The organism is Actinoallomurus vinaceus (assembly GCF_039542055.1).
Classification (GTDB): domain Bacteria; phylum Actinomycetota; class Actinomycetes; order Streptosporangiales; family Streptosporangiaceae; genus Actinoallomurus; species Actinoallomurus vinaceus.
The window spans coordinates 113,709-138,259 of the sequence record NZ_BAABHK010000016.1 but is presented as its reverse complement, the minus strand read 5'-3'; the positions used below and the strand labels follow the sequence as shown (position 1 = coordinate 138,259).

At 66.4% G+C, this 24,551-nt stretch carries 16 protein-coding genes; 8 read left to right on the top strand and 8 right to left on the bottom strand.

Translation table 11 applies throughout. The features are described 5' to 3' along the window. Positions 1-315: 315 nt before the first annotated feature. The 4 genes from ABEA24_RS41145 (at position 316) to ABEA24_RS41130 (ending at position 5,614) form a co-directional block, all read left to right on the top strand. Positions 316-1,152: a vWA domain-containing protein gene (locus ABEA24_RS41145; RefSeq protein WP_345438862.1), complete on the top strand. Its 837-nt coding sequence runs from the start codon at positions 316-318 to the stop codon at positions 1,150-1,152. A 4-nt stretch (positions 1,153-1,156) separates the two neighbouring features. Further along, positions 1,157-1,942 carry a hypothetical protein gene (locus tag ABEA24_RS41140; protein WP_345438860.1) on the top strand — a complete coding sequence of 262 codons (786 nt, stop codon included), beginning with the start codon at positions 1,157-1,159 and terminating at the stop codon, positions 1,940-1,942. Between the two features lie 2 nt (positions 1,943-1,944). Next, the gene (locus ABEA24_RS41135) at positions 1,945-4,047 is read left to right on the top strand and encodes an AarF/UbiB family protein (RefSeq protein WP_345438858.1); all 2,103 of its coding nucleotides are present in this window, start codon (positions 1,945-1,947) and stop codon (positions 4,045-4,047) included. 562 nt (positions 4,048-4,609) lie between these two features. Beyond that, positions 4,610-5,614, top strand: a complete 1,005-nt coding sequence (locus ABEA24_RS41130) for a hypothetical protein (protein WP_345438856.1) — start codon at positions 4,610-4,612, stop codon at positions 5,612-5,614. A gap of 89 nt (positions 5,615-5,703) precedes the next feature. Here ABEA24_RS41130 and ABEA24_RS41125 read toward each other — a convergent pair whose 3' ends face one another. Beyond that, positions 5,704-7,605, bottom strand: coding sequence for a DNA/RNA helicase domain-containing protein (locus ABEA24_RS41125; protein ID WP_345438854.1), 1,902 nt, complete (start codon positions 7,603-7,605; stop codon positions 5,704-5,706). Between the two features lie 301 nt (positions 7,606-7,906). Here ABEA24_RS41125 and ABEA24_RS41120 point away from each other — a divergent pair, with 301 nt between their 5' ends. Then, positions 7,907-9,778, top strand: a complete 1,872-nt coding sequence (locus ABEA24_RS41120; protein WP_345438852.1) for a DNA/RNA helicase domain-containing protein — start codon at positions 7,907-7,909, stop codon at positions 9,776-9,778. A 79-nt stretch (positions 9,779-9,857) separates the two neighbouring features. Here ABEA24_RS41120 and ABEA24_RS41115 read toward each other — a convergent pair whose 3' ends face one another. The 6 genes from ABEA24_RS41115 to ABEA24_RS41090 all read right to left on the bottom strand — a co-directional run bounded on the left by ABEA24_RS41115 (position 9,858) and on the right by ABEA24_RS41090 (position 18,923). Continuing rightward, positions 9,858-10,565, bottom strand: coding sequence for a hypothetical protein (locus ABEA24_RS41115; protein ID WP_345438850.1), 708 nt, complete (start codon positions 10,563-10,565; stop codon positions 9,858-9,860). Further along, entirely contained in the window at positions 10,562-12,514 is a 1,953-nt protein-coding gene (locus ABEA24_RS41110) for a hypothetical protein (RefSeq protein ID WP_345438848.1), read from the bottom strand. The genes ABEA24_RS41115 and ABEA24_RS41110 overlap by 4 nt, the downstream gene beginning before the upstream one ends. Next, complete coding sequence (locus ABEA24_RS41105; protein ID WP_345438846.1) at positions 12,514-13,311, bottom strand: hypothetical protein; 798 nt, start codon at positions 13,309-13,311, stop codon at positions 12,514-12,516. Before ABEA24_RS41105 ends, ABEA24_RS41110 begins: the two co-directional genes overlap by 1 nt. Positions 13,312-13,415: 104 nt before the next feature. Continuing rightward, positions 13,416-14,117 (bottom strand): Crp/Fnr family transcriptional regulator, encoded by a 702-nt coding sequence (locus tag ABEA24_RS41100; protein ID WP_345438844.1) that lies wholly within the window; start codon positions 14,115-14,117, stop codon positions 13,416-13,418. A gap of 168 nt (positions 14,118-14,285) precedes the next feature. Next, positions 14,286-15,317, bottom strand: coding sequence for a G1 family glutamic endopeptidase (locus ABEA24_RS41095; RefSeq protein WP_345438842.1), 1,032 nt, complete (start codon positions 15,315-15,317; stop codon positions 14,286-14,288). Positions 15,318-16,280: 963 nt separating this feature from the next. Beyond that, complete coding sequence (locus tag ABEA24_RS41090; RefSeq protein ID WP_345438840.1) at positions 16,281-18,923, bottom strand: hypothetical protein; 2,643 nt, start codon at positions 18,921-18,923, stop codon at positions 16,281-16,283. Between the two features lie 214 nt (positions 18,924-19,137). On the opposite strand from ABEA24_RS41090, the gene ABEA24_RS41085 reads away from it, so the two are divergent. Together ABEA24_RS41085 and ABEA24_RS41080 are read left to right on the top strand one after the other, a co-directional pair. Beyond that, on the top strand, positions 19,138-21,459 hold the full coding sequence (locus ABEA24_RS41085) for a hypothetical protein (RefSeq protein WP_345438838.1): 2,322 nt from the start codon (positions 19,138-19,140) through the stop codon (positions 21,457-21,459). Between the two features lie 211 nt (positions 21,460-21,670). After that, positions 21,671-22,276: a hypothetical protein gene (locus tag ABEA24_RS41080; RefSeq protein WP_345438836.1), complete on the top strand. Its 606-nt coding sequence runs from the start codon at positions 21,671-21,673 to the stop codon at positions 22,274-22,276. Positions 22,277-22,279: 3 nt separating this feature from the next. Here the strand turns inward: ABEA24_RS41080 and ABEA24_RS41075 are convergent, their stop codons facing one another. Next, positions 22,280-22,801 (bottom strand): hypothetical protein, encoded by a 522-nt coding sequence (locus ABEA24_RS41075; protein WP_345438834.1) that lies wholly within the window; start codon positions 22,799-22,801, stop codon positions 22,280-22,282. 291 nt (positions 22,802-23,092) lie between these two features. Between ABEA24_RS41075 and ABEA24_RS41070 the strand changes: the two genes are divergently transcribed. After that, positions 23,093-24,487 carry an MFS transporter gene (locus tag ABEA24_RS41070; RefSeq protein ID WP_345438832.1) on the top strand — a complete coding sequence of 465 codons (1,395 nt, stop codon included), beginning with the start codon at positions 23,093-23,095 and terminating at the stop codon, positions 24,485-24,487. Positions 24,488-24,551: the final 64 nt, after the last annotated feature.

Genomic DNA, 24,551 nt, shown 5'->3' with positions numbered 1-24,551 from the left:
AGACCCGCGTCACGTCACGGCACCCAGCCAGGTCACCGACCGAGTGCGCACCAACACCTTTTGTCGGAGGCTTCCGGAACGAGCACGTCGAAGATCTCTATACGGCTCTCAACCGGATAGAAACAGACCGGGACTGACCCAAAACGTCACCGTTATGTGACCGATCGGCCGTAACAGCATCACATGCGAGAGAGATCTCGTCCGGGAAGGACACTCGGGCCGACTGCGCTGTCGATCGGGAAACGGGAAGTCCGTGAGTTTCGGGACAAAGACTAGTACCATCTATATTCGCTCTCACCCCCGGAGGAGTCCTTAGTGCCGTATACCGCCGAGATCAGCCGTGCCAACCCGACCTGCTTTGTCTTTCTGGTCGACCAGTCAGCGTCGATGAGCGATCCGATCGGCGGGGAGGTACCTCAGCAGAAGGCTGACGTTGTCGCTGACGCGATCAACCGGCTCCTCACCGAACTCTCGGTGAAGTGCGCCAAAGAAGAGGGCGTGCGGGACTACTTCCATGTAGCGGTCGTCGGCTACGGTGCGACAGTGGAATCGGCCTATCGAGGCGCACTCGCCGGGCGTGACCTCGTGCCTCTCAGCGAGGTCGCCGACAACCCGGCCCGTTCGGAGAACCGCAACAAGAAGGAGCCGGACGGAGCCGGCGGCCTGGTCGAGACCACCATCACGTTCCCCATCTGGATGGACCCGGTTGCTCGGAACGGAACTCCAATGTGCCGTGCGCTATCGTACGCCGAAAAGCTCGTATCTCGCTGGCTGTCCGAGCACCCCGGCTGTTTTCCGCCGATAGTGCTTAACCTCACCGATGGTGAGGCAAACGACGGCGACCCCAGCGGCCCGGCTGCGTCTATCCGGGCGCAGAGTAGCGCCGATGGTCCGGTTCTTCTCTTCAACCTGCACGTCTCCGACGGCGGAGGCACTCCTGTCACATTCCCCGACTCCGAAATCGGGTTGCCCGACCAGTACGCTCGGCAGCTGTTTGAGATGTCCAGTCCGCTTCCGTCGCACATGCGCAGTTACGCCGCGCAACTTGGCTACCAGGTGAGCGATGCCAGTCGCGGCTTCGTCTACAACGCCGACATCGCCTCTGTCGTACAGTTCCTCGACATCGGTACCCGCGCCACCGACCTTCGGTGATCAGATGCGTACGAGCGTGGCTACCTTCTCCACCCATAAGGACGGCGGCGCAGCGGCGGACTACGAGGACGCCGCCGCCTCCAACCCGTCCGTACCTGATGATGATGAAGTCCCTGGCGAGCAAATTACGGTAGCGGTCGCCGACGGCGCGTCGGAGAGCCTGCTGGCGGGCCGATGGGCCCGTTTGCTCGTGGAGGAGTTCAGTCAGGCCGAACCGTTGACCGATGGCTCGGCGTTCGCCGCCATTGCCATACGCGCCGCCAAACGGTGGCGCGGCGTCTATACGACGTACGTCGATGAGAGGCTGGCCGGCGGCAGGCCGATTAGGTGGTACGAAGAGCCCGGCCTAGCCCGCGGGGCTTATGCCACGCTGCTCGTAGCGCATTTCACCGAGTCAGGCGGCTGGAACGCCGCCGCGCTCGGCGACAGCTGCCTATTCCAGGTACGTGACAATCACCTACATGCGGCATTTCCGCTGCAGTCCGACGCGGACTTCAGCATACGGCCGGACCTACTCGGCAGTCGGGATCCTGATGCAGAGCTGATCGCCGAACGCGCCACACTGATCAGCGGCGTGTGGGAGCAAGGAGATCAGTTCTTTCTATGCACGGACGCACTCGCGGCCTGGTTCCTCGCCGCCCATGCGTCCGGCGAAGCGCCGTGGGCGGTCCTCGGTGACCTGGGCACCGACGCAGGTCCTGGCAATTTTGATTCCTGGGTCACCGGGCTGCGCATAAACGGCCGAATGCGCAACGATGACGTGACACTTGTACGAGTGCACATGTGGTGAGCATGCGACAGTTCCCTACTGGCAGCCGTTATGTCGATGCGCTACAGAACACTACCCTGTGCTTCAGCGATCGAGATCTTCGCGGTGCCCGGCCCAAACTGGATAAGCTGGGCAGGCCCAAGCCTATATCCGGCAACTTCGCAAGCGTCTTCGAACTCACGTCCGCCGACGGCAGCCGTTACGCCGTGAAGTGCTTCACTCGGGAGGTTCCCGACCAAGAACGCCGATACCAGGCGATCAGCGACCATCTCGCAACGGTCGGGCATTCCTGGAAGGTCGGATTCGAATACCTTGCCCAGGGCATCCTAGTATCCGGGCAGCGGTACCCGATCCTCAAGATGGAATGGGTTTCGGGGATCAGCCTAACCCGCTGGGTCGAGGATCATCTGCACGACACTGCGGCCCTCAAGGAGATTGCCGACCGTTTCGCCGAACTGTCCGGGCAGCTGTCCGCGGCGGGCATCGCCCATGGTGACCTGCAGCACGGAAATCTTCTCGTCGCGCCAGGCGGCTCGCTGCGGCTGGTCGATTACGACGGAATGTATGTGCCAGCGCTCGCCGGTCTGGCCCCGGCTGAGAAAGGGCACCGTAACTACCAGTCCCCGCGTCGAGCCGACACTGACTTCGGGCCGGAGCTGGACCGGTTCTCTTCCTGGTTGATCTATCTGTCGCTCGTGGCCCTCGCGGCGGATCCAGCGCTCTGGCATCAAATGCACGAGCCTGGCGGTGAATACCTTCTCCTCGATGGCAGCGACTTCGAGAATCCGAGCGCATCTCTACGAATGCCCGCGCTCCTCGCGCACCACAGCGACCAAGTCCGCGAACTCGCCGAGCAGGTACGTAACCAGCTTGGCTTGCCGCTCTCGCAGTTGCCGGAGCTATCAGCGGTCGCCGCTACGGTCGCTGCTCCAGCGCCACCTCCCCCGCCTGCGGCGCCACCGCCGAGGGCGACGTCCGGGCCGCTGCCAGACTGGATGGCCGGGCATGTCCCGTCTACGCCGCCACGTCCACCGGTCAGCTTTGCGGGCTCTCGCCCGTTCTTTCGTACAGCGTTGTGCCTCCTCTCTGTTGCCTGCGCTGGCCTTCTGGCGCTATTCGGCCTGCCGGGTGTTGCCGCAGCCGTGGCACTGGCGTCCTCCGGTACCGGATTCCTGACGCTCTTCTTCCGTCGACGAGCAGAGGCGGTAGATAAGCGACGAGCGCGGACACACCTGGCTGAGAACAGAGCGCGATTCGCGGGTCCCCGCCGAGAGCTCGCCCGTCTGGAACGGGAGCGCGACGGCTTCGAGAAGACGGCGGCCGTGCGGGTCGCATCGTTTACCTCTCGCCAGAATGATTTGCAAAAACGCCAGCAGGACGAACTAGCCCGTATCGAGCGGCGTTTGCAGCGGCGGCTCTCAGGCATTATCCGGGGGCTCGGGGACCTCTCCAGTAGGAGGAACCGTGAGCTGGCAAACGAGCTTCGGCAGATCCAGGATCAATACCTGCACGCACAGCTCGCCCGGATCCGCATCACGCCGGGCCAGATCTCGGGCATCGGCAAAGGGGCGGTAGAGAAGCTGAGCTGGGCGGGCATCACCACCGCTGCGGATTTCGTAGGCGTTCGACTCGTCACCGGTTCCGGGTCGTACGGGAACACGATCGCGTTCCTCCAACTGGCCCGTGGCGGCGAGATCCGGGTCGACGGCATAGGAGAAGTAAAGGCGACTAGCCTGCGGGTATGGCGGGAAGCTCACGCACAATCGGCCCGCCTCACGCAGCCCACTGTATTGCCCCCCGACCGGCAGAAGGTTATCGTCGACCGATTCGCGGCGCAGGAAGGCACGCTGAAAGCCGAGCAGACGACCGTACAGTCGGAGGCTAACGCACAGCGGCAAGACCTCGCTGCCCAGGTTGCCACGGATCGCGCCGCATTGCTCGCCGAGCAACGCCGGGCAGAGAACGAGATCGCGACTCGACGCGCCGACATTAACCGGGGCATCGCCGATCTGAGGGCGAGTACCTCCGTCGGTCTCGCTCAGCTTCAGAACACCGAAAAAGAGCTCGCTCGCTACCGGCGTATAACGTTCGTTCGGTTCCTGGCCTTTGCTCTGATGGGCCGGTAGAACTGACCGTTAATGGGTTAAGGAACGAAGACTACTGCCTGAATAACTCTCGGTACTTAGAAGACGCATGAAGGCTCCTCGATCGATGAGAGCGACCGGTCGGTCCCACCCTCGTGCAGTCCTAGTGCCGGTCTAGGCAGGCATCCCGTCGTCACGACACCTTGGAGAACTTCGCCGCATGCCATCAGAGGCGGCTCTGATGCCTCACCCGTGACGTCGCCCGTGTCACTTCGTGGGGCGGCCAACCTACCAAGCATGGTCACCACGTTCAGCTAACGTGCCGTATCAACACGGCCGACTGGCCGGCGACGGCGCTCATCCGGTCCAGACGGCGGTAGCCAACAGGCAGGGTGTACGGGCCATCCAGGCGCACGCGTCTTCCATCACTATCCGGGCGGAATGCCTGGTCAGCGCTCCTCACCGCGACAAGACCAATGGGCCGATGTCCGGACCGCCAGGACCCATTGCAGATGAGCCCACCAGACCTCAACGTGTCATAACATGCATGCCTAAGTCCGATATGCCAGTCTGTTCCCTCCGCAGTGTCGAAGGGACAGCGCCAATGCGTGTGATGCTCCAACCTGCAAGTCTGGCCACGCCTTCCGTGCGCCAGCACTACGAGGACACCATCCAGAGCCTGGTGGACCTCGCGGCCCACGCGGCCCTCCTCGGCGACGAACTGGGCGTCCTTCAAGCTCTCTACCCCAACGGATACGCACCGATGTGGGGGGTAACCCCTGGCCTGAACAACGCCAATGTCTCCAAGTACCAGAAGCTCAGCCAGGGCGACTATGTCTTCTTCTACGGAGGAAAGCGTCTCTATCTCGGGGGATTGGTGACGCATACTTTCCACAATCCTCAACTGGCCGAGGAGCTTTGGGGTCGGAACAAGAACGACCAAACCTGGGAGTATATGTACGCCCTTGACGACTTGCGGGGATGCGACATTCCCATCGAAGAGGTTCGGGAGTGCCTACCGAACGTTAAGAGCCCCGACTACATCGTCCAGAACCCGTATATGGCCGAGGGCGAGGGCGCCGACAACCTGATCGAACTCGCCCAGATCGACATTGGCGATGTCCCATCCGTCGGTTCCGAGCCGTCACCAAGCGACCCCGAAATCGTCTCAGACTTGGTATTTGACAAGGATCTGGAACGTCGTGCGTCACGCGCCGAACGACGCGAACAGCCGACGCTGAAGAAGGCCCTCTTGCCAGGGCTGGCCGGCGAGTGTGCACTATGCGGACGTACTCTTCCACGCCGATTCCTGTGGGCCGCCCACATCAAGAAGCGAAGCGAGTGCTCCGACGAAGAACGCAGAGACCTGAGTAATATTGCTATGCTTGCATGTATCCTTGGGTGTGACGCCTTGTACGAACATGGTTATATAACCGTCGCATCCGACGGTACGCTCATCGTCAGCAAAGCAGCCCAGCAAGACTCCGTGGTCAACGAACACATTGAGCGATATCTCAAGGACCGCACTGTCTCATGGTGGTCCCCTGAGCGCGAGAAGTACTTCGCATGGCATCGGGAACACACGTATCGCGCAGACCTACCGTCCTGACCTGCCAGCGAAACGATATAATAACGCTAATGAGCCGATAATTCAAATCACTTTATTAAAACGACGATTGTCCCTGGGCGTGGACGGCCTCAGTACTGTCGGCGTGGCGACGGCAGCGCCGGAACGCCGAGCCTGGCGAACATAGAACCGGTATGACGGTCGGTGGAGTACAGGACGGCACCGCGCATGCCCCGGGTCGCCAGGACGCGATAGGTGTTACGGATCAACTGATCGAAGTAGCGGGCGCCGTTGACAGCGGAATCCCTGTTGGCTCGGCGGTCGCCCTGCCATCCGTTGGCGGTCCACACAAGGTCTTGCCCGAAGATGACACCGGCGTAGTCGTACTCGAAGCCTTGAGCGGTGTAGATGCAGCCGATCTGACCGAAGCCGGCCTTGTCGGTCGCCCACAAACTCGAGGGAGGGATGCCGTTGATCCGGCGCTCCGCCTTGGAGTTCCACGGTCGATACCAGTCGTCGATCTTCACATCGTTTGCCAGCGTCCCGTCAGAGCGGGGCCGACTCCAAGGCCAGCAGAAACCCGCCGCTATCCGGGCGCTGTACCCTTCCTTCATACGCTCACGGAGGAAGTTCTCCATGGCGGATGGCGTCTGGGCGAGATACAGGTCGAAGGTATCAACCGGTCGCCAAGGCTGAGGGCCTCCCGGGGCAAGGCCCAAGAGGCGCTCGATCCAGTCGACGTATTCGGGACAGCCTCCGCAACGGAACTGGTGGCGCAGGTCGATTTGATGGGCACGGATGCCCATCCGCGCAGCGGTTTTCCGGATGAGCTCGACCGAGCCAACTTCTCCAGGGCGGACCAGTTGGTGCTCGTCGAGCAGGAACACCGGGACGCGGGCAGCCTCTATCAGCTCCTCCACCTGCGGCCGAGACGACGCCGAATGGTCCTGGAAGCGGCGAGAGGTCTCCCGCACACGGTGGGCTTCGTCGGCAATCAAGACGTCCAGGTCGTTGGGAACGACGTCGGCGAAGTTGTTGAAGTAGGCGAACCCGCGCCGCGCCCGCCAGTTGACCGCGCCAACGTTGTCTCGCAGCGTCTGTGTGAAGGAACGACTACCGGTAGCGTGAACAGCACGAACACCCTGGCGGTTCAAGGATCCCAACAGCTCCACCGCGATCACGCTCTTACCGGTGCCTGGGCCGCCAACGATCAAGACGACCTCCTTTTGGCCTCCCTTCTTGCTCTTGGTCACCATCGCCCGAACGTAGTCGCAGGCTTCGCGCTGCTCGTCCAGCAGGGGGAACACGGATCGCTCCCGGATGCTCTTGCTGACCGCCGACATCAGGCCCTCAGTGGGCAATACCGGAGCTTCCAACAGTTCCTCGGCATAGTGCGCCGACTTCTCAGGCGAGAGCGCCGCCTGAAGGGCTTTTTTGAAGCGCTCTCGGTCGTCGCTTCCCAGCAGCAGAACAGAGTGATCCATCTCGTGGAAGGCGCTCAAGCGCTGGACGTTCGGCTGGATCGGGGTGAGGACATCGCTCGATGCCTCGTGCATATTGACGATGCAGCGGATCTTCGCTTCCCGGAGCAGAGGAACGTAGTCCCTCAGGACCTGACGGTACCCCCACACCTGGTTCACAGGATGGAGTCGAGGATTGGGCCCGGGGACTCCGGGCGCATGGACGAGCTCCGAGTCGGGCTCCGGCCATACCCGGGACCACTGCTTGTTCTCCACGACGACTACCGACATCTCGCCGTCCTCCGGGGACGAGCCGACCAGGACCATGTCCATACGCACGTCAGTTATCGGAGTCTTTAGCTCCACGAGCACCTGAACATCGCCGAGGCCAGCCTCCAGCAACACCTCCACCACGGTGGGGATGCTGTTGACCCAGGATGCGACCTCGCTTCGATGCGGTGCTTCGCCGAGCATCGCGACGAAGCGTTCCGCCAGCACCTCGCGCAAGTTGCCAGTGGGGATGAGCTGGGCAAGTTCACGAGCGGTTGCCTGGTACAGACAGCGCGAAGCCACGGAGCCACTCCTTCGACACGATGGGTCGGCCAGCCCAGGAGGCAGACGACAGTCGAAGGTAACGAATCAGGACGACACCCCGTAATACACCGAGAACCACACTCTCCGTAGATTCGACACTATTCGGACAAAGTTGCTCCCACTGATGTGCGGAAAGGCTTGTCGGCGGCCTCAGCGCGCCCTCGGCCCGCTGTAATCTCGTCAGTCGTAGGGATGCGGCCCGACGGGCTTCTGCTGATCGGCTCTGATCGCGGACATGCCCCCACCCGCACGAGTTCTTCGTGCTGCCTGGGGGAAGTTCGTGACGGCGCTTCGGGTGTCCGCCGAGAGTCTGGTCGGCTCACCGATGGAACGACAGCTCGCGGGGATCCTCTCCGATCACCTCAAGGCAACTACGGGCAGGTACCCGTCCGCGTCGGAGAAGAAGTCGTGGCCGCGGAGCGTGCCGGTGCTCGCGCGCGACCTCATCGAGGCGGGCCTCGGCGACGTCGAGATGCTCATCGAGTATCAGCTGCCGCTCACCAGCAAGCGAGCCGACGTGGTGCTCGCGGGCGTCGACGCGCGCACCGGTGGCGACGCCTATGTCGTCGTCGAGCTGAAGCAGTGGAGCCAGGCCGACCTGTACGAGGACGACGAGCATCTGGTGCTGGTCGAGGGGTTCCACCGCCCCCTCGGTCATCCGCTCCTGCAGGTCCAAGGCTACTGCGAGCACATCGCCGACTTCATTGGTTCGCTGAGCGAGCACCCGGACGCCGTCCGGGGTGTCGCCTATCTCCACAACGCGGCCGATCTCGACGTCCGGGACCTCTTCGAGCTGTCCACCACCGAGCGCACCAGGCTGTTCACCAAGACCCGCCGCGGCGCGTTCCTCGAGTACCTGCGCGCGCAGTTCGCTCCGCAGAGCGGGGCCGGCGCGGCGGACCGGTTGCTCGACAGCGCGGTACGCCCGTCGAAGCAGCTCCTGAAGCTGGCCGCCGCCGAGATCAAGGACCGCGAGCAGTTCACGCTGCTCGCCGAGCAGCGGCTGGCGTACGACCTCGTGCAGCACGCGGTGCACAAGGCCCGCACGTCCGATGCGAAAGAGGTCGTCATCGTCACCGGTGGGCCGGGCAGTGGAAAGAGTGTCATCGCGCTCTCCCTGCTGGGTGACCTCTCCCGGCAGGGATACACCGCGCTGCACGCGACCGGGTCGCGGTCGTTCACGCAGACGATGCGCCGCCACGTGGGCAAGGGCTCGTCCCGCGTGCAGAACATGTTCAAGTATTTCAACAGCTTCATGAAGGCGGACAAGAACGACCTCGACGTGCTCATCTGCGACGAGGCGCACCGTATCCGTGAGACGTCGGAGAACCGCTACACCAAGGCGACGCAACGGACCGGGCGGCCGCAGGTTGACGAGCTGATCGCCGCCGCTCGGGTGCCGGTGTTCCTGCTCGACGAGCACCAGGTGGTGAAGCCCAACGAGATCGGCACCGTGGAGGCCATCAAGTCGCACGCCGCCTCGCTGGGGATCCGGGTGCACCACGTCCCGCTCGACGGCCAGTTCCGGTGCGGCGGCAGCCGCAAGTACGAGGACTGGGTGCTGCGCCTCCTCGACCTGGAGCCCGGCGGCCCAGAGAAGTGGACTGGTGATGACCACTTCGAGGTCCGTCTCGCCGAGTCACCGTGGGAGATGGAGAACCTCCTACGCAAGAAGCTTGAGGAGGGCTACTCCTCGCGGATCTCGGCCGGCTACTGCTGGCCGTGGAGCGATGCCGTTGATGGCGGTCTCGTCGACGACGTCCGGATCGGCGACTGGGCCAGGCCGTGGAACGTCAAGGGCAACCGTGCCGTGGGTGACGCGCCGCCGAGCGCGCTGTGGGCGACGTTCGACGGCGGCTTCGAGCAGGTCGGCTGTGTGTACACCGCCCAGGGCTTCGAGTACGACTGGTCGGGCGTCATTCTCGGCCCCGACATCGTCGCCCGCAACGGCCAGCTGGTCACCGTACGGGAGGCCAACAAGGATCCCGATTTCAAGCGGCGTTCCGTCACCGACCTGCAGTACGCCCGGCACATCCGCAACATCTACAAGGTGCTGCTGACGCGCGGCATGGTCGGCACGGTCATCTACGCGGTCGATCCGGAGACACGGGAATTCCTCGCCGACCTGCTCGCTGCGAATCTCGGGGAATGATCTCCCGGCCGCAGTACGGGGCATGGAGCCCACTCATGGAAGAGCCGGAGGATCATCCGAATCGACCCTCCGGCTTTTCCTATGAGGCCCTCAGCTGGTCGGCGAGGTCGGGGCGGCCGAAGTTGGTCATGATGTAGCCGACGCTGTCGATGAGGCGTTGCCGGTCGACCGCCTCCAGACCGGCGAGGAACTGGTGCAGCAGGTTCGCGACGTGCATGAGGTCGTCGCCGCGTCCGGCGCCGGAGGTGGTGAGGGCGGCGAGCCGCTCGAAGGCGGCGTCCATGTTCGGGAGCTTCTCTAGCCGTTCCGGGTGCCCGTCGAGCCACCAGACGCAGGCCATCACCGGGTCCGCGAAGACGGTGTCCCTCAGGAGGCGCCAGTGCTCCGTCTGCGCGCGGTACCGGTCGTGTTCCTCGGCCGCCCGCCTCGCTTCGGGGTCCACGCTGAGCGCGGCCGACGCGTTGACGACCAGCACGGACGTGCCGGGGACGGGCAGGGGCTGTGCGAGCTGGGCGTTCAGCTGGAACTGTGCCGTGGTCAGGTCCAGGACGGACATCGGGGCGGTGACGTCGGCCGCGCGGGCGCAGACGTGCCGCTTCGCGGCCTCGGCGTCGCCGGCGCCGGTGGCCCGGTGCTGCCACGCCACCTCGATGCTCGCGTCGAACCAGATGCCGGGAAGGTTGCTGGGCAGCCGGGTCGGGAACCGGGCGTGGTGCACGCCGCCGCGGTCGAACAGGCTGCTGAGCAATCGCAGGAAGCCGGGTCGCTCGTCGTACGGGGTGGTCATGCCGCACCTTTCCTTTCCGTGGCCGGCGCGAGGGGATCGGCCGATGACGCGATGGAGATGACCGCTTGCCGGAGGGCCGTTCGTGTTTCGCTGCCGTCGGCCCGGTCGTGCCACTCGTTCACGGCCCGTACCAGCCGCGGCAGGTACCGTGCGTCGCCGTCGGCGGCTCGGCCGAGGACGCCGATGACGGTGTGGGCGCGGGTGCGTCCCGCGTCGCCCGCCCGTAGGGCGAAGAGTGCGTCGTCGAGCCAGGCCGCGATCACCTCGCGGGTACGGTCGGCGGTGGCGGGGTTGATGAGGGCGGCCTGCCAGCCTTGGCTGAGCATCGACGTGAATCGGCGGGACCGTCCGGACGCCGCCTCGTCGAGCATGGTCAGGCGGCCGTCCGTGTCGCGGGTGGCCACGATGTCGAGGAAGGCGCCGCAGAAGGCGGTCGCGCTCTTCGGACTCTTCGCCGACGTCACGACGACGCCGAGCACCCTCATGCGGTGCTGTTCGTTGCCGGCGAGCCGGGTGACGGCCTCCCGTACGGCACGGCGTACCTGTTCGGAGTCCGCGGCGGCCAGGTGGCGGAGCCTGGTGAGGGCGTTCTCCGGGTAGACGCTGCCGTACTGGCCGCATGCCTCCGCGATGGCGCTCAGTATCGCGTCCGGTCTCCGTCTGTCGTAGGCGCAGTCGTACATCCAGCGGCGGGTCCGCCTGCCGATGCCGGGGGCGAGCGCGGCCCGGACGAGGGCTTCGACCGCGAACGGTCGAGTGCCGGGGGCGGCCGCCCAGTCCGCCGTCGCCTCCTGGATGAGGACGAGGTCGCGCTGCCGGTCCGCCAGATCCGCCAGGGTCCGTGCCAGGCGGGCGAGGACCGCATCGTCGCCGGTGCGCAGCCGACCCGGCAGGGCCGTCGCCCACGTTCGCATCTGTTCCTGGACCAGTGGATAGACCTGCCACGTGTAGTCGAGGACCGACGTGGCGAAGGCCGGCTTGGCGAAGCGTACGGTCCCGTCGGCGTCGCGGGTCACCTCGGAGGCGGCGGACAGGCCCCGGACGCCTGCGCCTGCGAGGCCCCGGCCCTCCCCCGGCCCGAGGTCCAGCAGCTCGCCCAGCGCCGTCGCGGCCTCGTACACGACCGCTTCCGGAGCGCCCTCGAGCATGGCGACGGTGATGAGGAGCACCCGCGTACGGAGGTCGAGGTCCGGCTTCGCGAACCGCTCCTGCAGGTAGGTGTCCCAGTTCCGGTAGGCATCGATGAGGTCGCCGACGGCGGTGTCGTCGCAGCCGCGGAGCGCCATGGTCTTCGTGATGAGGGATACGAGGCGGCGGACGTCTCCGGGCAGGGCGTTCTTGACGAGAGGTTCCAGCTCCGGCCTGGCGCGCCACCACGCGGCCTCGTCGAGGCCGGTCTCGGCGTCCAGCATCGTACGGAACACCCGCTCCGGCTCGGGTGCCTCCAGTTCGACGCCGATGTCGGCCAGGAACGTCCCCGGGTCCCGGCGGACGTCCCGGGTCGTCCAGACGGCCAGGGCGGAGCCCTGTTCCCGGAGCCGTACGACATGGTCTTCCAGGTCTACGCCCGGGCCGAGGGAGTCCGCGTTGAAGAGGTATCCGCAGCCGGGCTCACAGGGCAGAGCGCCGTCCTCCTCGTCCGGGGCGAGCTCGCGAAGGGTGAGGCCGCGCTGCGCGAGCAGGTGGACGGCGGTCGTACGGCGGCCGGTGCCCTCCTTGCCGATCAGCGCGACCGCGTTCCGGTGGCCCAGCACCTCGGCCGCGCGGTCGCGGCCCCGCGGAGGGACGTACGCGCGCAGCAGCGCCTCGATGCGCTCGCCGTCGAGCCGGCGCGCCCTGATGAACTCCTGAACGTACTGGTAGACGGTGACGTTCTGCCGCAGGTCGCCGCCGATGGTGTTGCCGTACGCGACGGCACCGGCGTTGTCGATGACATTCGGTTCGGTCATCACCGGTCTCCGCCGACGTTCTGGCTGAAGGAACCTCCCACCGTGTTGTGGTTGGCGACCGCGCCGCGGTTACCGATGATCGCTCCGGTGCCACCTGTGGGCGTCGCCGGTGGGTTGGAGTCGGGCCGGGCCGGGTCCCCCGAGTCGTCACCGGGGTGGCCGTGCGACGGCTTCGGGACGTACAGCCATGCTCGCTCGGCGAACACCTTTCCCTCGACGCGCGCCTCGACCGGGGCGAGCCGGGACGGGTGCAGCTTGGTGAAGTGTTCCTGGACGAAGCTCTCGAACACGTGCTGGGAGATGATGACGGCGACCAGTGTCACGTCCGGGTTCGAGTCCTTCAGCGCCTCCCGTACGGGTGTGGAGTCGAGCAGCCGGTGCGCGTCGTTCATCGGCTTTCCCTTGCCATCGGTACGCAGGCCCTGGCCGCTGTCCGGGAGCAGTCCGGCGTGGATGCTGACCCGCAGGCGCATGCGCAGGTTCCGGTCGACCGCGCTCAGCCGCCGGTCCTCTTCCTCCAGCACCTCCTGGAGGACGTCGGGGAAGGGGGAGACGAGCGACGGCAGCCATCGGGGGTCCGTGCCGATGACGTGACCGTCTCCGGTGTCCTGCGGGAAGCGGGCGTCCTTCCATGCTTCGGTGAGCCCCGACCGCGCGAACGCCTCCTCCAGGACCTCGGGGATGCGTGCGCTGAGGTACGGCTGTCGGCTGCTCGGGTTCCCGGTGAAGGACTTGGTGTCGACGCCGACGATGGCGCGGTACTCGTACGGGTGAGCGGCGAACGGATCGGGGGTCACGGCTCCTCCTTCGCGACGGTGGTCCGCCTCATGGGGTTGCCACAGTCTCTGGAGAGCCGGCGCTCAGAACCGTCCAGAAATCGACAGAACGAGAGTAAGCCGCGTCACTCCGCAGTCATCGGCCAGGCATCCGCGTGCTCGGCCAAGGCCTCGAGTCTTCGCAAGTCGCGGATGATGACGCGGCGGCGAGCGGTGCTGACGACACCGAGGGCGCGCAGGCGCTGCAGCTCGCCTGCCACGGCGCTGCGCGACAGACCGAGGCACCTGGCGAGATCGTCCTGGGAGAGGCGCAGGTTCAGCGCCACCAGGCCGACCACGGCGTCGCCGCTCTGCGCGGCCATCCGAAGCAGTTCCCGGGCCACCAGCCGACCGGCGGGCAGCGTCGCCTTCTCGGCCCAGCGGTCCTCGCGTTCGCGTAACCGGCCGAAGGCGTGCCGGAAGAGGACGTCGTTGGAATCGTGGACGGTCATCAGCTCACGGAACCGCCCGGCCGCCAGGACTGTCGTCTCGCAGCAGTCGAGCGCGGTGACGGTCGCCGATCGCGGACCGCCGGCGAGCGCGGAGATGTCTCCGACGACCTCACCCGGCCCTCGGACGGCGAGGAGGAGCTGGGATCCGTCGCTCTCGTCCCTGGTCACCTTGATCAGGCCTGCCACCAGCGCGAGGACGAAGCCACCAGGCTCGCCCTGTCGCACCAGGACTGCACCGGGCTTGTAGCGGCGTATGTGACCGTCGTCGATCAGAGCCCGCCAGGCTTCGTACGGAAGCAGTCCACCCAGTCCGCTCAGCCGTCGCCCGTCTGCCACTGGACCTGGGCCCTCCCGAGAAGAGACAACCGCGTGTCGACATCGTGCCTCTACTTCCCGAGCCATGGAAGGTCTCACCCGGCAACGCAGGATCCGACGTTCATGGCCACCACCTGTCGGCAAGCGGCCACCTTGGCGGCTCTGGCAGCGTAGACCTCGGCCGGCGTATCAGGAGCCGCAGGAATCCCACTTATTGTTCCATTGGGCCAGATACGCGCCCTCATTCTTCACCTTGGAGATGAACTTGACCGGCTCCGACAGCTTGATGCTGTTGGCCCTCATGTTGTATTGCCACACGTTCTTGAAAACGAAGTCCTCGCCGTCCTGCCTCCCGTTGGAGAATCCGGCTTCATGGGTGTGGCTGTATCCCCCATGCGGCTTGCGCAGCATCACGGGTTTCTTGCCGACCGTCGTACGCTCGACAATCTGTTCTGCGGTGGATCCGTCGTAGAAGGCCGATGAGAGGTAGCTCCCCTTCGGCGTGTCGATCGTGCCCCAAGGGCCGAGATCCGCGGCCTTCTTCGTGCGGTAGTTGTAGAAGTTGAACGAGACCTGCTTCTTCGGCGCGTAGTAGCTGATGCCGGCGAAGATTCGATCTCCGGCCCGGACTTTGAAATTCTTGATTTCCATCTCCGGCAGGCTGTTCTTCGGATCGGCGCTGAGCACCTCCCACCACGCGTAGTCGCCGTTAAGCCCTTTGCCAGCGTTGTCTATACCGTTCTGCATCAGACGGCCACTGTTGATTCCGCCTAGACCAGACCAGAGGTTGTACGAGGACGCGTGCTTGCAGACACTGTCAAATTTCGGCTCGTCGAAGACGTAGGAGGCTCCGGTGAACGCCGGAGCGCTCTTGACCTTCTTCGCCACGGCCCCCGACCAGATCGGGGATGAATCGATCGAGTATTTCGGGGCCGCCGCATGGACGTTCGTCGCACACATGTCGGGGACGACCCAGGACGACACGTGGGCATACATCTGCTCCCACAGCTTACGCTGCGTCGCTGATTTCGGCCGGGGATACAAGCCGTAGCGCTGGATCTCTGCATCGGACGCGATTACCGGATTCCAGGTCTTCGGCGGCACGGTGACCGACATGCGGCCGCCGTAGACGTTGTACACACGGGTCGTGGACGAACTGGCCGAAGGCGTCGCCGAACGCCTTCCTGCGGTGTCCGTGTAGTACGTTTGGACGATCGGCACCTGGCGGCACTCTGAAGCGGCATCATTATTTCTGCTCGCCTTCGGTGCGGGAGTCGCGGCCGTTAGTCCGACCACCGAAAGCGCTACCCCACTTACCGTTCCCCACGTAGAACGTCGCATCCGTTTCCCCTCGCGCGTGTAATCGCACGCCCGCCTGGCATCGCGTCGAAAACCTCGTACCGCCAGAGCAGGACAAAATCCGCGATCAACACATTAGCCCGCAAGATCGACTAAATTAGTACCTGGCCAGAAGCGGACGGGCGCCTTATCGCACGGCCTGGCCGAAAGGGCTAATCGGAGTCGTCCTCAATTCGCCGATACGACGTGGATCGGCAGCAGGGCGCAGTGATCCGTCCCAGAGGGTCTGGGCGAGGTCACGTCACCCGTTCCCTCAGCGGGAGGACACGGCGGGCCGTAGTGGATGTCGAGCCCGGCACTGCCGGGCCGGACCGCCTGGTACTCGACAGTCCGGCCATCCGTGCTGCGGGAGACCTCCCGGAGCACTCTTGCATCGTCGCTGAAGGGCACCGGCTCGCCGGCTCGAGCAACGGCTTTGATTCGCTGGCCGACGTGGAGGGTCTCCGTCGGCTGAGCGATGTACTCGTCACTGCAGTGGCTGGCCGCAATGTCCCTGCTTCCGACGACGAAGACCACCTTCGGCGGCGGGCAGGTGCTGACGTAAGGCCTCTGCGCATGAGAGCAGGCCACGAGCGGGGCCGCAGTCGCCGCGAGAAGGACCGCCGCAGCGGAGCGCCTACGCATCGCGGAGGACCACTTCGAACATCGCCTGTCTCTTTTCACATCGACCAACGGAAGGGACTGCGGCCGCCCGCGCTCACTCGGACGAGGATCGCGGGCGGCCCCTTATGCCCCATAGATACGTCTGTCGCCATCTTGCGGCATGGCCTCCGAATTGACGAGCGCTTCGCGTAAGACCGGCGGCCGAGTCTTCGGCCGAACTCCTCATTCGGTCACCACCTTCCGGCCGTGCCGAAGGTCGATGACGTGCGTCAGGTCGCCGACCGTGATGGTCATCTCGGTGTCGCCCTCGTGTACGCGGCACAGCGGGTTGTCGATGTGGTGCGCGGGGGCGACGCGCCCGTCGGCGTCGAGGTCGGCGGCGCGGCCGTCGACGGTGAACGGGCCGGTCCAGTCGAGGGCGAGGACGGAGCCGTGCCGGGTGCGGTAGGTCACCGAGTCGGCCGTCCACTCGGGGCGACCGAGTGCGGCGACGAAGTCGCCGAAGGATCCGTCGGTGGCGCGTCGGCCGATCGTGCACACCCAGGCGCGGCCGGGGCCGACCGGGCGGAGTTCGGCGTTCGCGTCCGGTCCGGCGGCCGTGATCCGTACGCCGCCGTCGGTGGCCAGGGCGACGTACCCGTCGCCGCGGCGGGCCGCGATCCAGTCGCCGGTCTGCACCCATTCGTCGGTGTGCGACAGGGGGAACCACGCGTGGGTGTGGCCCATCGGGTCGTCGGCGGGGATCCGGTAGAGCGCCAGGACGGTGTCGTGGTGCTGGCGGGCGCGGGGCAGGATGCGGTTGCCCGTCCAGGCGCCAGGCCGGGCCGAGGAGTGCACGGCGGCGTTGGCGGGGTGGGTGACGAAGATCTGCGTCTCCGGGCCCAGCGTCGCGCCCCAGATGTGTTCCTGCAGGCCGGGCAGCCCGGAGCGGTAGTCCTCGACGCACGACAGCATCGCGTCGGGCGTCTTGTAAATGACGCAGTTCGACTCGTACGGCCGGGAGAGCAGGTCGTGGTGGAAGCGGTACGTTCCTGCATTGCGCTGGCGGCCGAGCCACTCCTCCGGGATGCTGCGCGCGGCGGCGCGTACGGCGTCGGGGACACGGCAGCGGCGGGCCGTGGCGAGGACGGTCGCGGGGAGCACCGCGTTGTTGAGTGCGCCGACGCCCCAGACCACCCACATGATGGGCGCGGTCTCCTCCAGCCGGGACGACCGTAGCGTCTGCACGTACGACCGGCCGTGCGCGGATCCGTGCACGCCTCGCCAGGAGTTCGCGGCGAGCATGAACAGCAGCTTGTCGAGCAGGCCCGCGGCCATCTCGACGAGCGCGGTGTCGGCGCAGAACTCCACGAGGGAGGTCAGCGCGAGCGTGTCGATTGCCAGGTACGCGTTCGAGTCGAACTCGCTGAACCCGCCGGCGAGCTTGCGCGCGATCCATTCGCGGACCAGCTCCCGGCCGTGCTCCGCGTGCGCGGCCCCAGTCCACCCGGTGTTGGGGAACACCTCGTCGGTGAACGCCTCACCCGCGAGGATCTCCGCGGTGTGCCACACGAGCTGGTGGTTCTCGGTGAAGTAGCACATGGCGTCCAGACCCGGCTGGTCGATCCAGTACTTGAAGCCGGTCAGCGCCGTACGGACGGTGTCGCGGAGCCCGGGGGGCCAGCGATCGGCGGGTACGCGGTGCCACAGGTTCATCAGGCCGACGGCCTCGAAGTCGGCGCAGTCGGCCCGATTGTCGATCATCCAGAGCGCGCGGTCGAGGTTCTCGGCGCGTACGACGGCGGTGGGGTCGAGTTCGGCGCGGGCGAGTTCGGCGGCCGACGCGGGGATCCCGGCGGCGTGGGCGAGGAGTTCGCCGCGCCATCGGGCCGGTTCGCCGACCGGCTCCGCGCGGTACTCGCGGGGCAGCACCGCCACCGGCAGTTCCCGGAACACCGGGGAGCGGTCGTCGTCGAGCGCGACGCGCAGGGTCACCTCGCCGGTCGAGAGCGCCGAGGCGTTGCCCGCCTCGTGCGCGGCTTCGGCGGCCGACGCGAGAGACAGCCGGGCCGTTCCGTGGTCGTCGAGCCGGAGCCGGGCCGTACGGTCGTGCCAGCCCACTCGCAGCGCCGCACCCAGCGGTCCGGTGAGGGGGACCTCGCCGGACGTGTCGCCCCAGATGGGCGCGGCGATCGTATCGAGGACCTGGTCGGCGATGGCGGCGACCCGCTCGTCCGCGCCCGGGCTCGGCATGACGACCCGTACGGGGAGGCCGTCGACGCGCAGCCGCAGCACCTGGCGGCACTCGCGGAACGCGACCTGCCAGGACGCCACGACGATCGGCGTCGTGCCGGACGGCAGCCGTACCTCGACCGCGCGTTCGGCGGGTTCCATGTAGGTCACCGTGTCGTCGGCGGACACGCATTCCCCGCCGACGTACAGCAGCGTCGGGCCGGTGCAGGCGAGCCGCAGCACGCGGCGTTCGGCCTGGTCGACCTCGAGTACGCAGGCGGCCAGGGCGAGGCGGTACTCCGGGGTGAAGCAGAAGTCGCTCCAGTCGACGAGGCCGTCGGCGGCGGTGTGCACCCGCCGCCAGTGGTCCTCGTGGGTGATGCCGGTCGGCCCGGTGTACGACACGGGGCCGCCTTCGACGACCTCGGGCAGGTCCTGGTCGCGCTGCAGGGGACGCCGGGCGTACAGCCGGCGTTTCAGCGGCGCGACGTCGGGTCCGTTGGTGAGCACCCAGCGGCCGTCCGGGCCCCAGGGAGATCCGTCGGCGGTGAGCACCTCGTGGAGGTCGTCGGCCGGTTCGCTCCAGGCGCCGGCGATGAGCCAGTCGCGTACTGTGCGGCGTTCGTCAAGCGGGTGGATGGTCCGGTTCGGCATGGGTCCTCTATTCCGTCCGGTCGCGGAAGGGCTCCCGGGATCCCCTCACCGACGGCCGCAGGAAGTCGGCGACGACAAGATCGTCCTGGTCTTCGTATTCGTGTCTCGGGCGACGAGTGATAGCCGTACTGATCGAGGGGGCTGCGGTCGTGGGCATACGCCGAGTCCGCCTGCTGTCCGGTAACGGCCAGCGTATGGCGGTGGATCATTAAAGGTGCCGGAGCTCGCCTGGTATCAGCCGCCCATCGTCGACGCCGCACGGTCGGTCCTGCGTTCGGAGGAGATGCAGACCGCCGTCGTGAACACACAGATCAGCGAGAAGGAGCTGATCGAAGCGGTGGTAAGCGCGGCTCCGAAGCTGATCTGCAGCGAGGAGGTGGACCTTGTCGGGAACATCCCGCTGTCGGAGGTCCTGCTGTCGCTCGCCGTGGCCATCGTCCGGACGGTACGCGCCCGCCCGAAGGGCATCGTGGCCTTCATCGCCGTCGCCGGGCTTGTGGACGCCGCGATCGCGGTGACTCTCGGATGGTTCGGTCTGGCCATCTCCACTAGTGCTCTGGTCCTCGGTGGCCTCGGGCTGTCGGCGGTCAGTGCACTGCAGATCGGCCCTAGTGAGTGGCGTCTCGATGACGTTTCGAAACAGGACTTCCAACAGCGGGTCCTGGCGCCGTTCTTGCGTGAGCAGATCAGCGTGTTCACCGACGCGCCCGAGTACCAGCGGTTCTTTCATGTCACGAGCGTGCCGAGCCTGTCGGATCTGGGCGGTCGCGAGCAGATCGCGGCAACCACTGCTCGCGAGCGCCTCACCAAGGTGACCAGTGCCATGCTGACGGGGAGTATCGCGCTCTCGGGGCCTCGCGGCGCGGGTAAGACCACACTGTTGCGCGGGTTCTGCGACAGTCGCTTTGCGGGGCCCAATGCTCCGGAGCTTCGGCTGATGGTGTCGGCACCGGTGGTCTACGACGTCCGGGACTTCGTCGTTCACCTGTACAAACAACTTTGCCTCGCGGTCGCGAAGAACGGAGTCGATCAGGGCAGGTTGCTGGCCCGAAGGCCGCGGCGGAGTCGGCTCCGCGCGGCGTTCGCCGCGATGTTCTTCACGGCCGGTCTGGCAATGCTCGCGAGCCTGGTCGTTGAACACGCCAGCCGCGCACAGATCGCGCAGGGCACCTACCTGTTGCTCGGTGGCCTGCTGACGCTCCTGGGCGGGATGTCGGTGGTGCAGCCCTATCTAGTGCAGATCAGCGGCGACGGGCCCCTGGTATCACGTCCCCACCGTGTGCTCACCACCCTGCTGTCCTCGGCCGCCGCCGTCTCAGGTGTCGCGCTGCTCGTCTGGACCCTCACCGAACGGCCGCGGCGTATCACGCTGCCGAGCACCCAGTCGCTTGTGGCGTTCGTCGGCTCACTGCTCATCGTCGGCGGCTTTTTCGTGCTGACTCTTCGAGCACGCCCGAAATCCCAGGAACGCGCTGCCTCCTTCGAGGACGAGGCCCGGCAGAACCTGCAGCAGCTGGAGTTCCTGCAGACATTCTCCACCGGCTACTCAGGAACCCTTGCCGTACCCGGAGGAGCCCAGCTCGGCAGGACGGTCGGCAAGCAGCTCGCCCAGCAACGGCTCTCGCTTCCGGAAATCGTGGATCAGTACCGAGAGTTCGCGTCCAAGGCCAGCGGCTGGTGGCGTGAGTTGCATCGTGGTGAGGGCAAGCTGGTCATCGGGATCGATGAGATCGATAAGATCCGCGACGCGTCGTCTGCGGAACAGTTCATCAACGACGTCAAGGCGATCTTCGGAACGCCGAACTGTCTGTATCTCGTGTCCGTCTCCGACGAGGCGTTGATCGGGTTTCATCAGCGGTCCCCAGCCCTACGTGCGGCCGTCGACACCGCTTTCGACGAGATGGTCCGGGTGGAGCGCCTCAGTCTGACCGATGTTCGCGAACTGCTGCGCCGGCGGGTGGCGGGGATCTCCGATCTCTTCATCGCACTGTGCCATGTGCTCTCCGGCGGGCTCCCGCGCGATGTTCTCCGTACGGCTCGCGCACTCGTCGAGGTCCGCTCAGGCGAGCGAGGCGAGATCACCGACATGAGCGCCGCATTGATCGCACGCGAAGTGTCACTCATCAAGCAGACGCTGTTGCGCGACATCACGGGCGACGACAAAGTGTCCAACCGTCAGAGCCTGATGAAAGACCTCGTCGATGAGACGTGGCCGACAGACCTGATGAAGGCGGCCCACGAATACGCGCGAACCGACGATGACCCGACGTCGCGCTGGCTTTCGATCACCCTGTACTACCTGGCGACCGTCGCCGAGGCGTTCGGGCCTGGCCTGGACAAGACGATTGAGGGCTTGGACGCTACCGAACTCCTGGCACGCGCGCGTGCCATGCTCGGAATCGACGCGGATATCGCCGGTGAGTTGGTATCCCGCTTCCGCAGCGAGCGGGGTCTGTCTTTGCTCGGACGCCCACGTCGGCGCGGGATCCGGCTCGCTGCGGCGCTACCGTGGCCGCGGGAGGCGGGGCGTGCATGAAATCGGGACCTTCGCGGCTGCGCTGAACGGCGATGACGTTGCGCTGAGGAGACTCGCGGAGCCGGATGGCGTCGTGTGCGTCGCCGCTGAGTTGTCGAGCGTGTTCCTCGTCGAGACGGCCGTCGACGGGACAGAGGCGGGAACGCTCGCGGTCGTCGGTGGTGACGGAGGAGGCACTGTCTCTGTCGTGCCGCTGCCTCGGTCGTTCCAGGTGGACCGCATCGGCCACGACGGCGAACACTTCGTCCTGACCAGCGCCGATGGGCGTTCGGTGCGCGGCACGCCGCAGCAGTTCACCGCTCCGAAGCTCCTGCCCCGTGAGCACAACCCGTCGTACGAAGAGCAATTGGAAGAGTGCTTTCTGGCGACCCATCTGCTTCCGGGCGGACGGTCACGGCCAGGCACGTCCGCGCCGATCGGCCCGACGCTGGACGGCTCTCACATCGACGACATGACCCAAGGCCCCGTTGTCGTCTCGGCCGCCGGCCAGGAACTGTGGGTGAGCTTCGATGGCTCCGGGCCGGAGAAGGTCGCCGAACTTCGCCCGCACGCCCGTCGGCTGGTGGCGGCGTTCGACCGTATCCGCCGCGACGGGATCGATTTTCTGTGGGCCACCGGCGCGGACGGTGACGAGCCCGATGAGGAAAAGGCCCGCTTCGCGGCCGGGATGCTTCCCGACTCCTTGGTCGTCTACCGCTCGGGTGACTTTGAGGTCCATTTCGACGACGTCGACGGCCGCTACTTCCCCGAGGGCTATTGGCCGGCTGTCCTCTACCGCGCCGACATGACGCCCGTCGCCGTCACGGTGGAGTCTTGACGGCTAATAGGAGCCGGCGAGCGCGCGCTGGGCGGTGTCGAAGATGAGCGAACGGGCGGACTCCGCTGGAGCGTGGGCGCCATGAGGCAGGAACACGGCGTGGTCGCGGAAGCAGTAGCGGGCGGTCGACCATACCTGCCACGCCATGTCACGAAGTGGTGCTCCACGGCGGAAGCCGCGCATGCGGACGAACCCGACGACGAGGCAGACGAGGCCCGGCCCCCAGACCGGGATCGTCATGAACAGGGGCGCGATGACGGACGCCCAGGCCGGGGCGGAATTCGTCTCGCTGTGGCGTGCCCCCAAGGAGACCAGCAGGAACAGTGCTCCAAGCGGCACGCCGATCGCCGTGAGGATCACACCGGTGGTGACCATGCCGCGCGGCGGCCGGGGCCGTGGGAGGTCCAGCAGCTGCGCCAGGGACGTGCTCGACACGCCGTACGCGCGGTAGCCCCGGACGTACGCGTTGGAGTGCGCCGTCTGGGAGGTGACGATGCCAGGGACCGGTTGGATCTGGTCCGTCATCTGGCAAAGCGGGCAGGCGTTCGACGCCGGGCCGAAGTCCATCCGTGAAACCCCCACAACGATCCGCCGAATTCGGTCACGGGTAGACATATCAAACAAAGATCCTCAACGACGACCGCAGAGGCCTCGCCGATGCGAACGCTCAACAGGCTTCTTCGCCACCGCCTCGGCGCGGTCACCGGCCGACCGAGGCGACCTCACCGTACGTCTCAAATCATGGACAGACTGTGGCGGAGACATCGCTCAGGGTGGTTTCATGCGCCCGCCCCCTGACATGTGAGGAGTCCTCCCATGGCCCTGGACGCGGACGCTCGTTCCATCGCCGCGCGGCTCGACCGGCTGCCGGTGACGCGATGGCACTGGGCGCTGATCGTCGTGGTGGGCCTGGGGACGTTCTTCGACCTGTACGAGGTGTTCCTCGGCGGGGTGCTGGGAGCCGTTCTGACCGAGCAGTGGCACCTGGGCACCAACGGCAAGTCGCTGGTCATCGCGTCCGGGTTCGCCGGGATGTTCGTCGGCGCGATCGGACTGGGCGTGGCCGCCGACCGGTTCGGCCGGCGGCGGATGTTCCTGGTCAACCTCGGCCTGTACTCGCTGCTGTCCCTGCTCACCGCCTTCGCGCCCGACCTTGGAGCGTTCCTGGTGCTGCGCTTCCTCGGCGGTCTGGCGCTCGGTGCCGAGTTGACGCTCGTCGACACGTATGTCAGCGAGTTCATGCCCCGCCGGGGTCGTGGCCGCTACCTCGCCTGGGCGTACACGATCGGCTTCTGTGGCGTGCCCGTCGCCGCGTTCCTCGGCGGCCGGTTCGTCGCAGAGGAACACCTGCTCATCGACGGTTGGCGGTGGCTGCTGGTCGTGGGTGCACTCGGCGCCCTGGTCGTGTGGGTGCTGCGCAGCCGGCTGCCGGAGTCACCGCGCTGGCTCGTCGCCCAGGGCCGTACGGACGAGGCCGAAGAGATCGTCGCCCACGTCGAGGCGACCGTGGACGGCCCGCTGCCCCCGGTGGCAGCGGACACGGAGGCACCCGCCGCGCGGGTCGGCATCGGGGAGATGTTCGCCGACGAGTACCGACGCCGCACGGTCATGCTGTGGATCTTTCAGGTGCTGCAGACCGTCGGCTACTACGGGTTCGGTTCGCTCGCGCCGGTGGTGCTGCACGCCAAGGGGTTCGACGTCGTGCAGTCCTTGGGGTACGCGGCCGTCAGCTTCATCGGCTACCCCGTCGGGTCGGCGCTCTCCATCCCCATCATCGAGCGCGTCGAGCGCAAGACGCTGATCATCGGGTCGGCGCTGGTCATGGCCGCGTCCGGGCTCGTGTTCGGGTACGGGCGCGACACCGCGCTGATCGTGGCCGGCGGGTTCGTGCTGACCTGCGCGTCGAACGTGTTCTCCAACGCCTTCCACTCCTACCAGGCCGAGATCTTCCCGACGGGCATCCGCAGCAGCGCGATCAGCATCGCCTACTCCCTGTCGCGGGCCACCTCGGCGGTCCTGCCGTTCGTCGCCCTGCACGCGCTAAAAGACCTGGGCGCGGGGGTCGTCTTCACCGGTTCGGCGGTCGTCCTGGTACTGCTGTGCCTGAACGTCGCGGTGCTCGGGCCGCGTAGCACCGGCCGCAGCCTCGAGACGGCCGCACGCCCGGCCGACGCCGACCCGGAACGACCCGCCGACGGCGCCTCGGCCTGACCACGCCCGACCCGTACGGAGTGCCTGTGGGCCGGACCCGGGCTCGCAGGCCGGTCCCGTACGG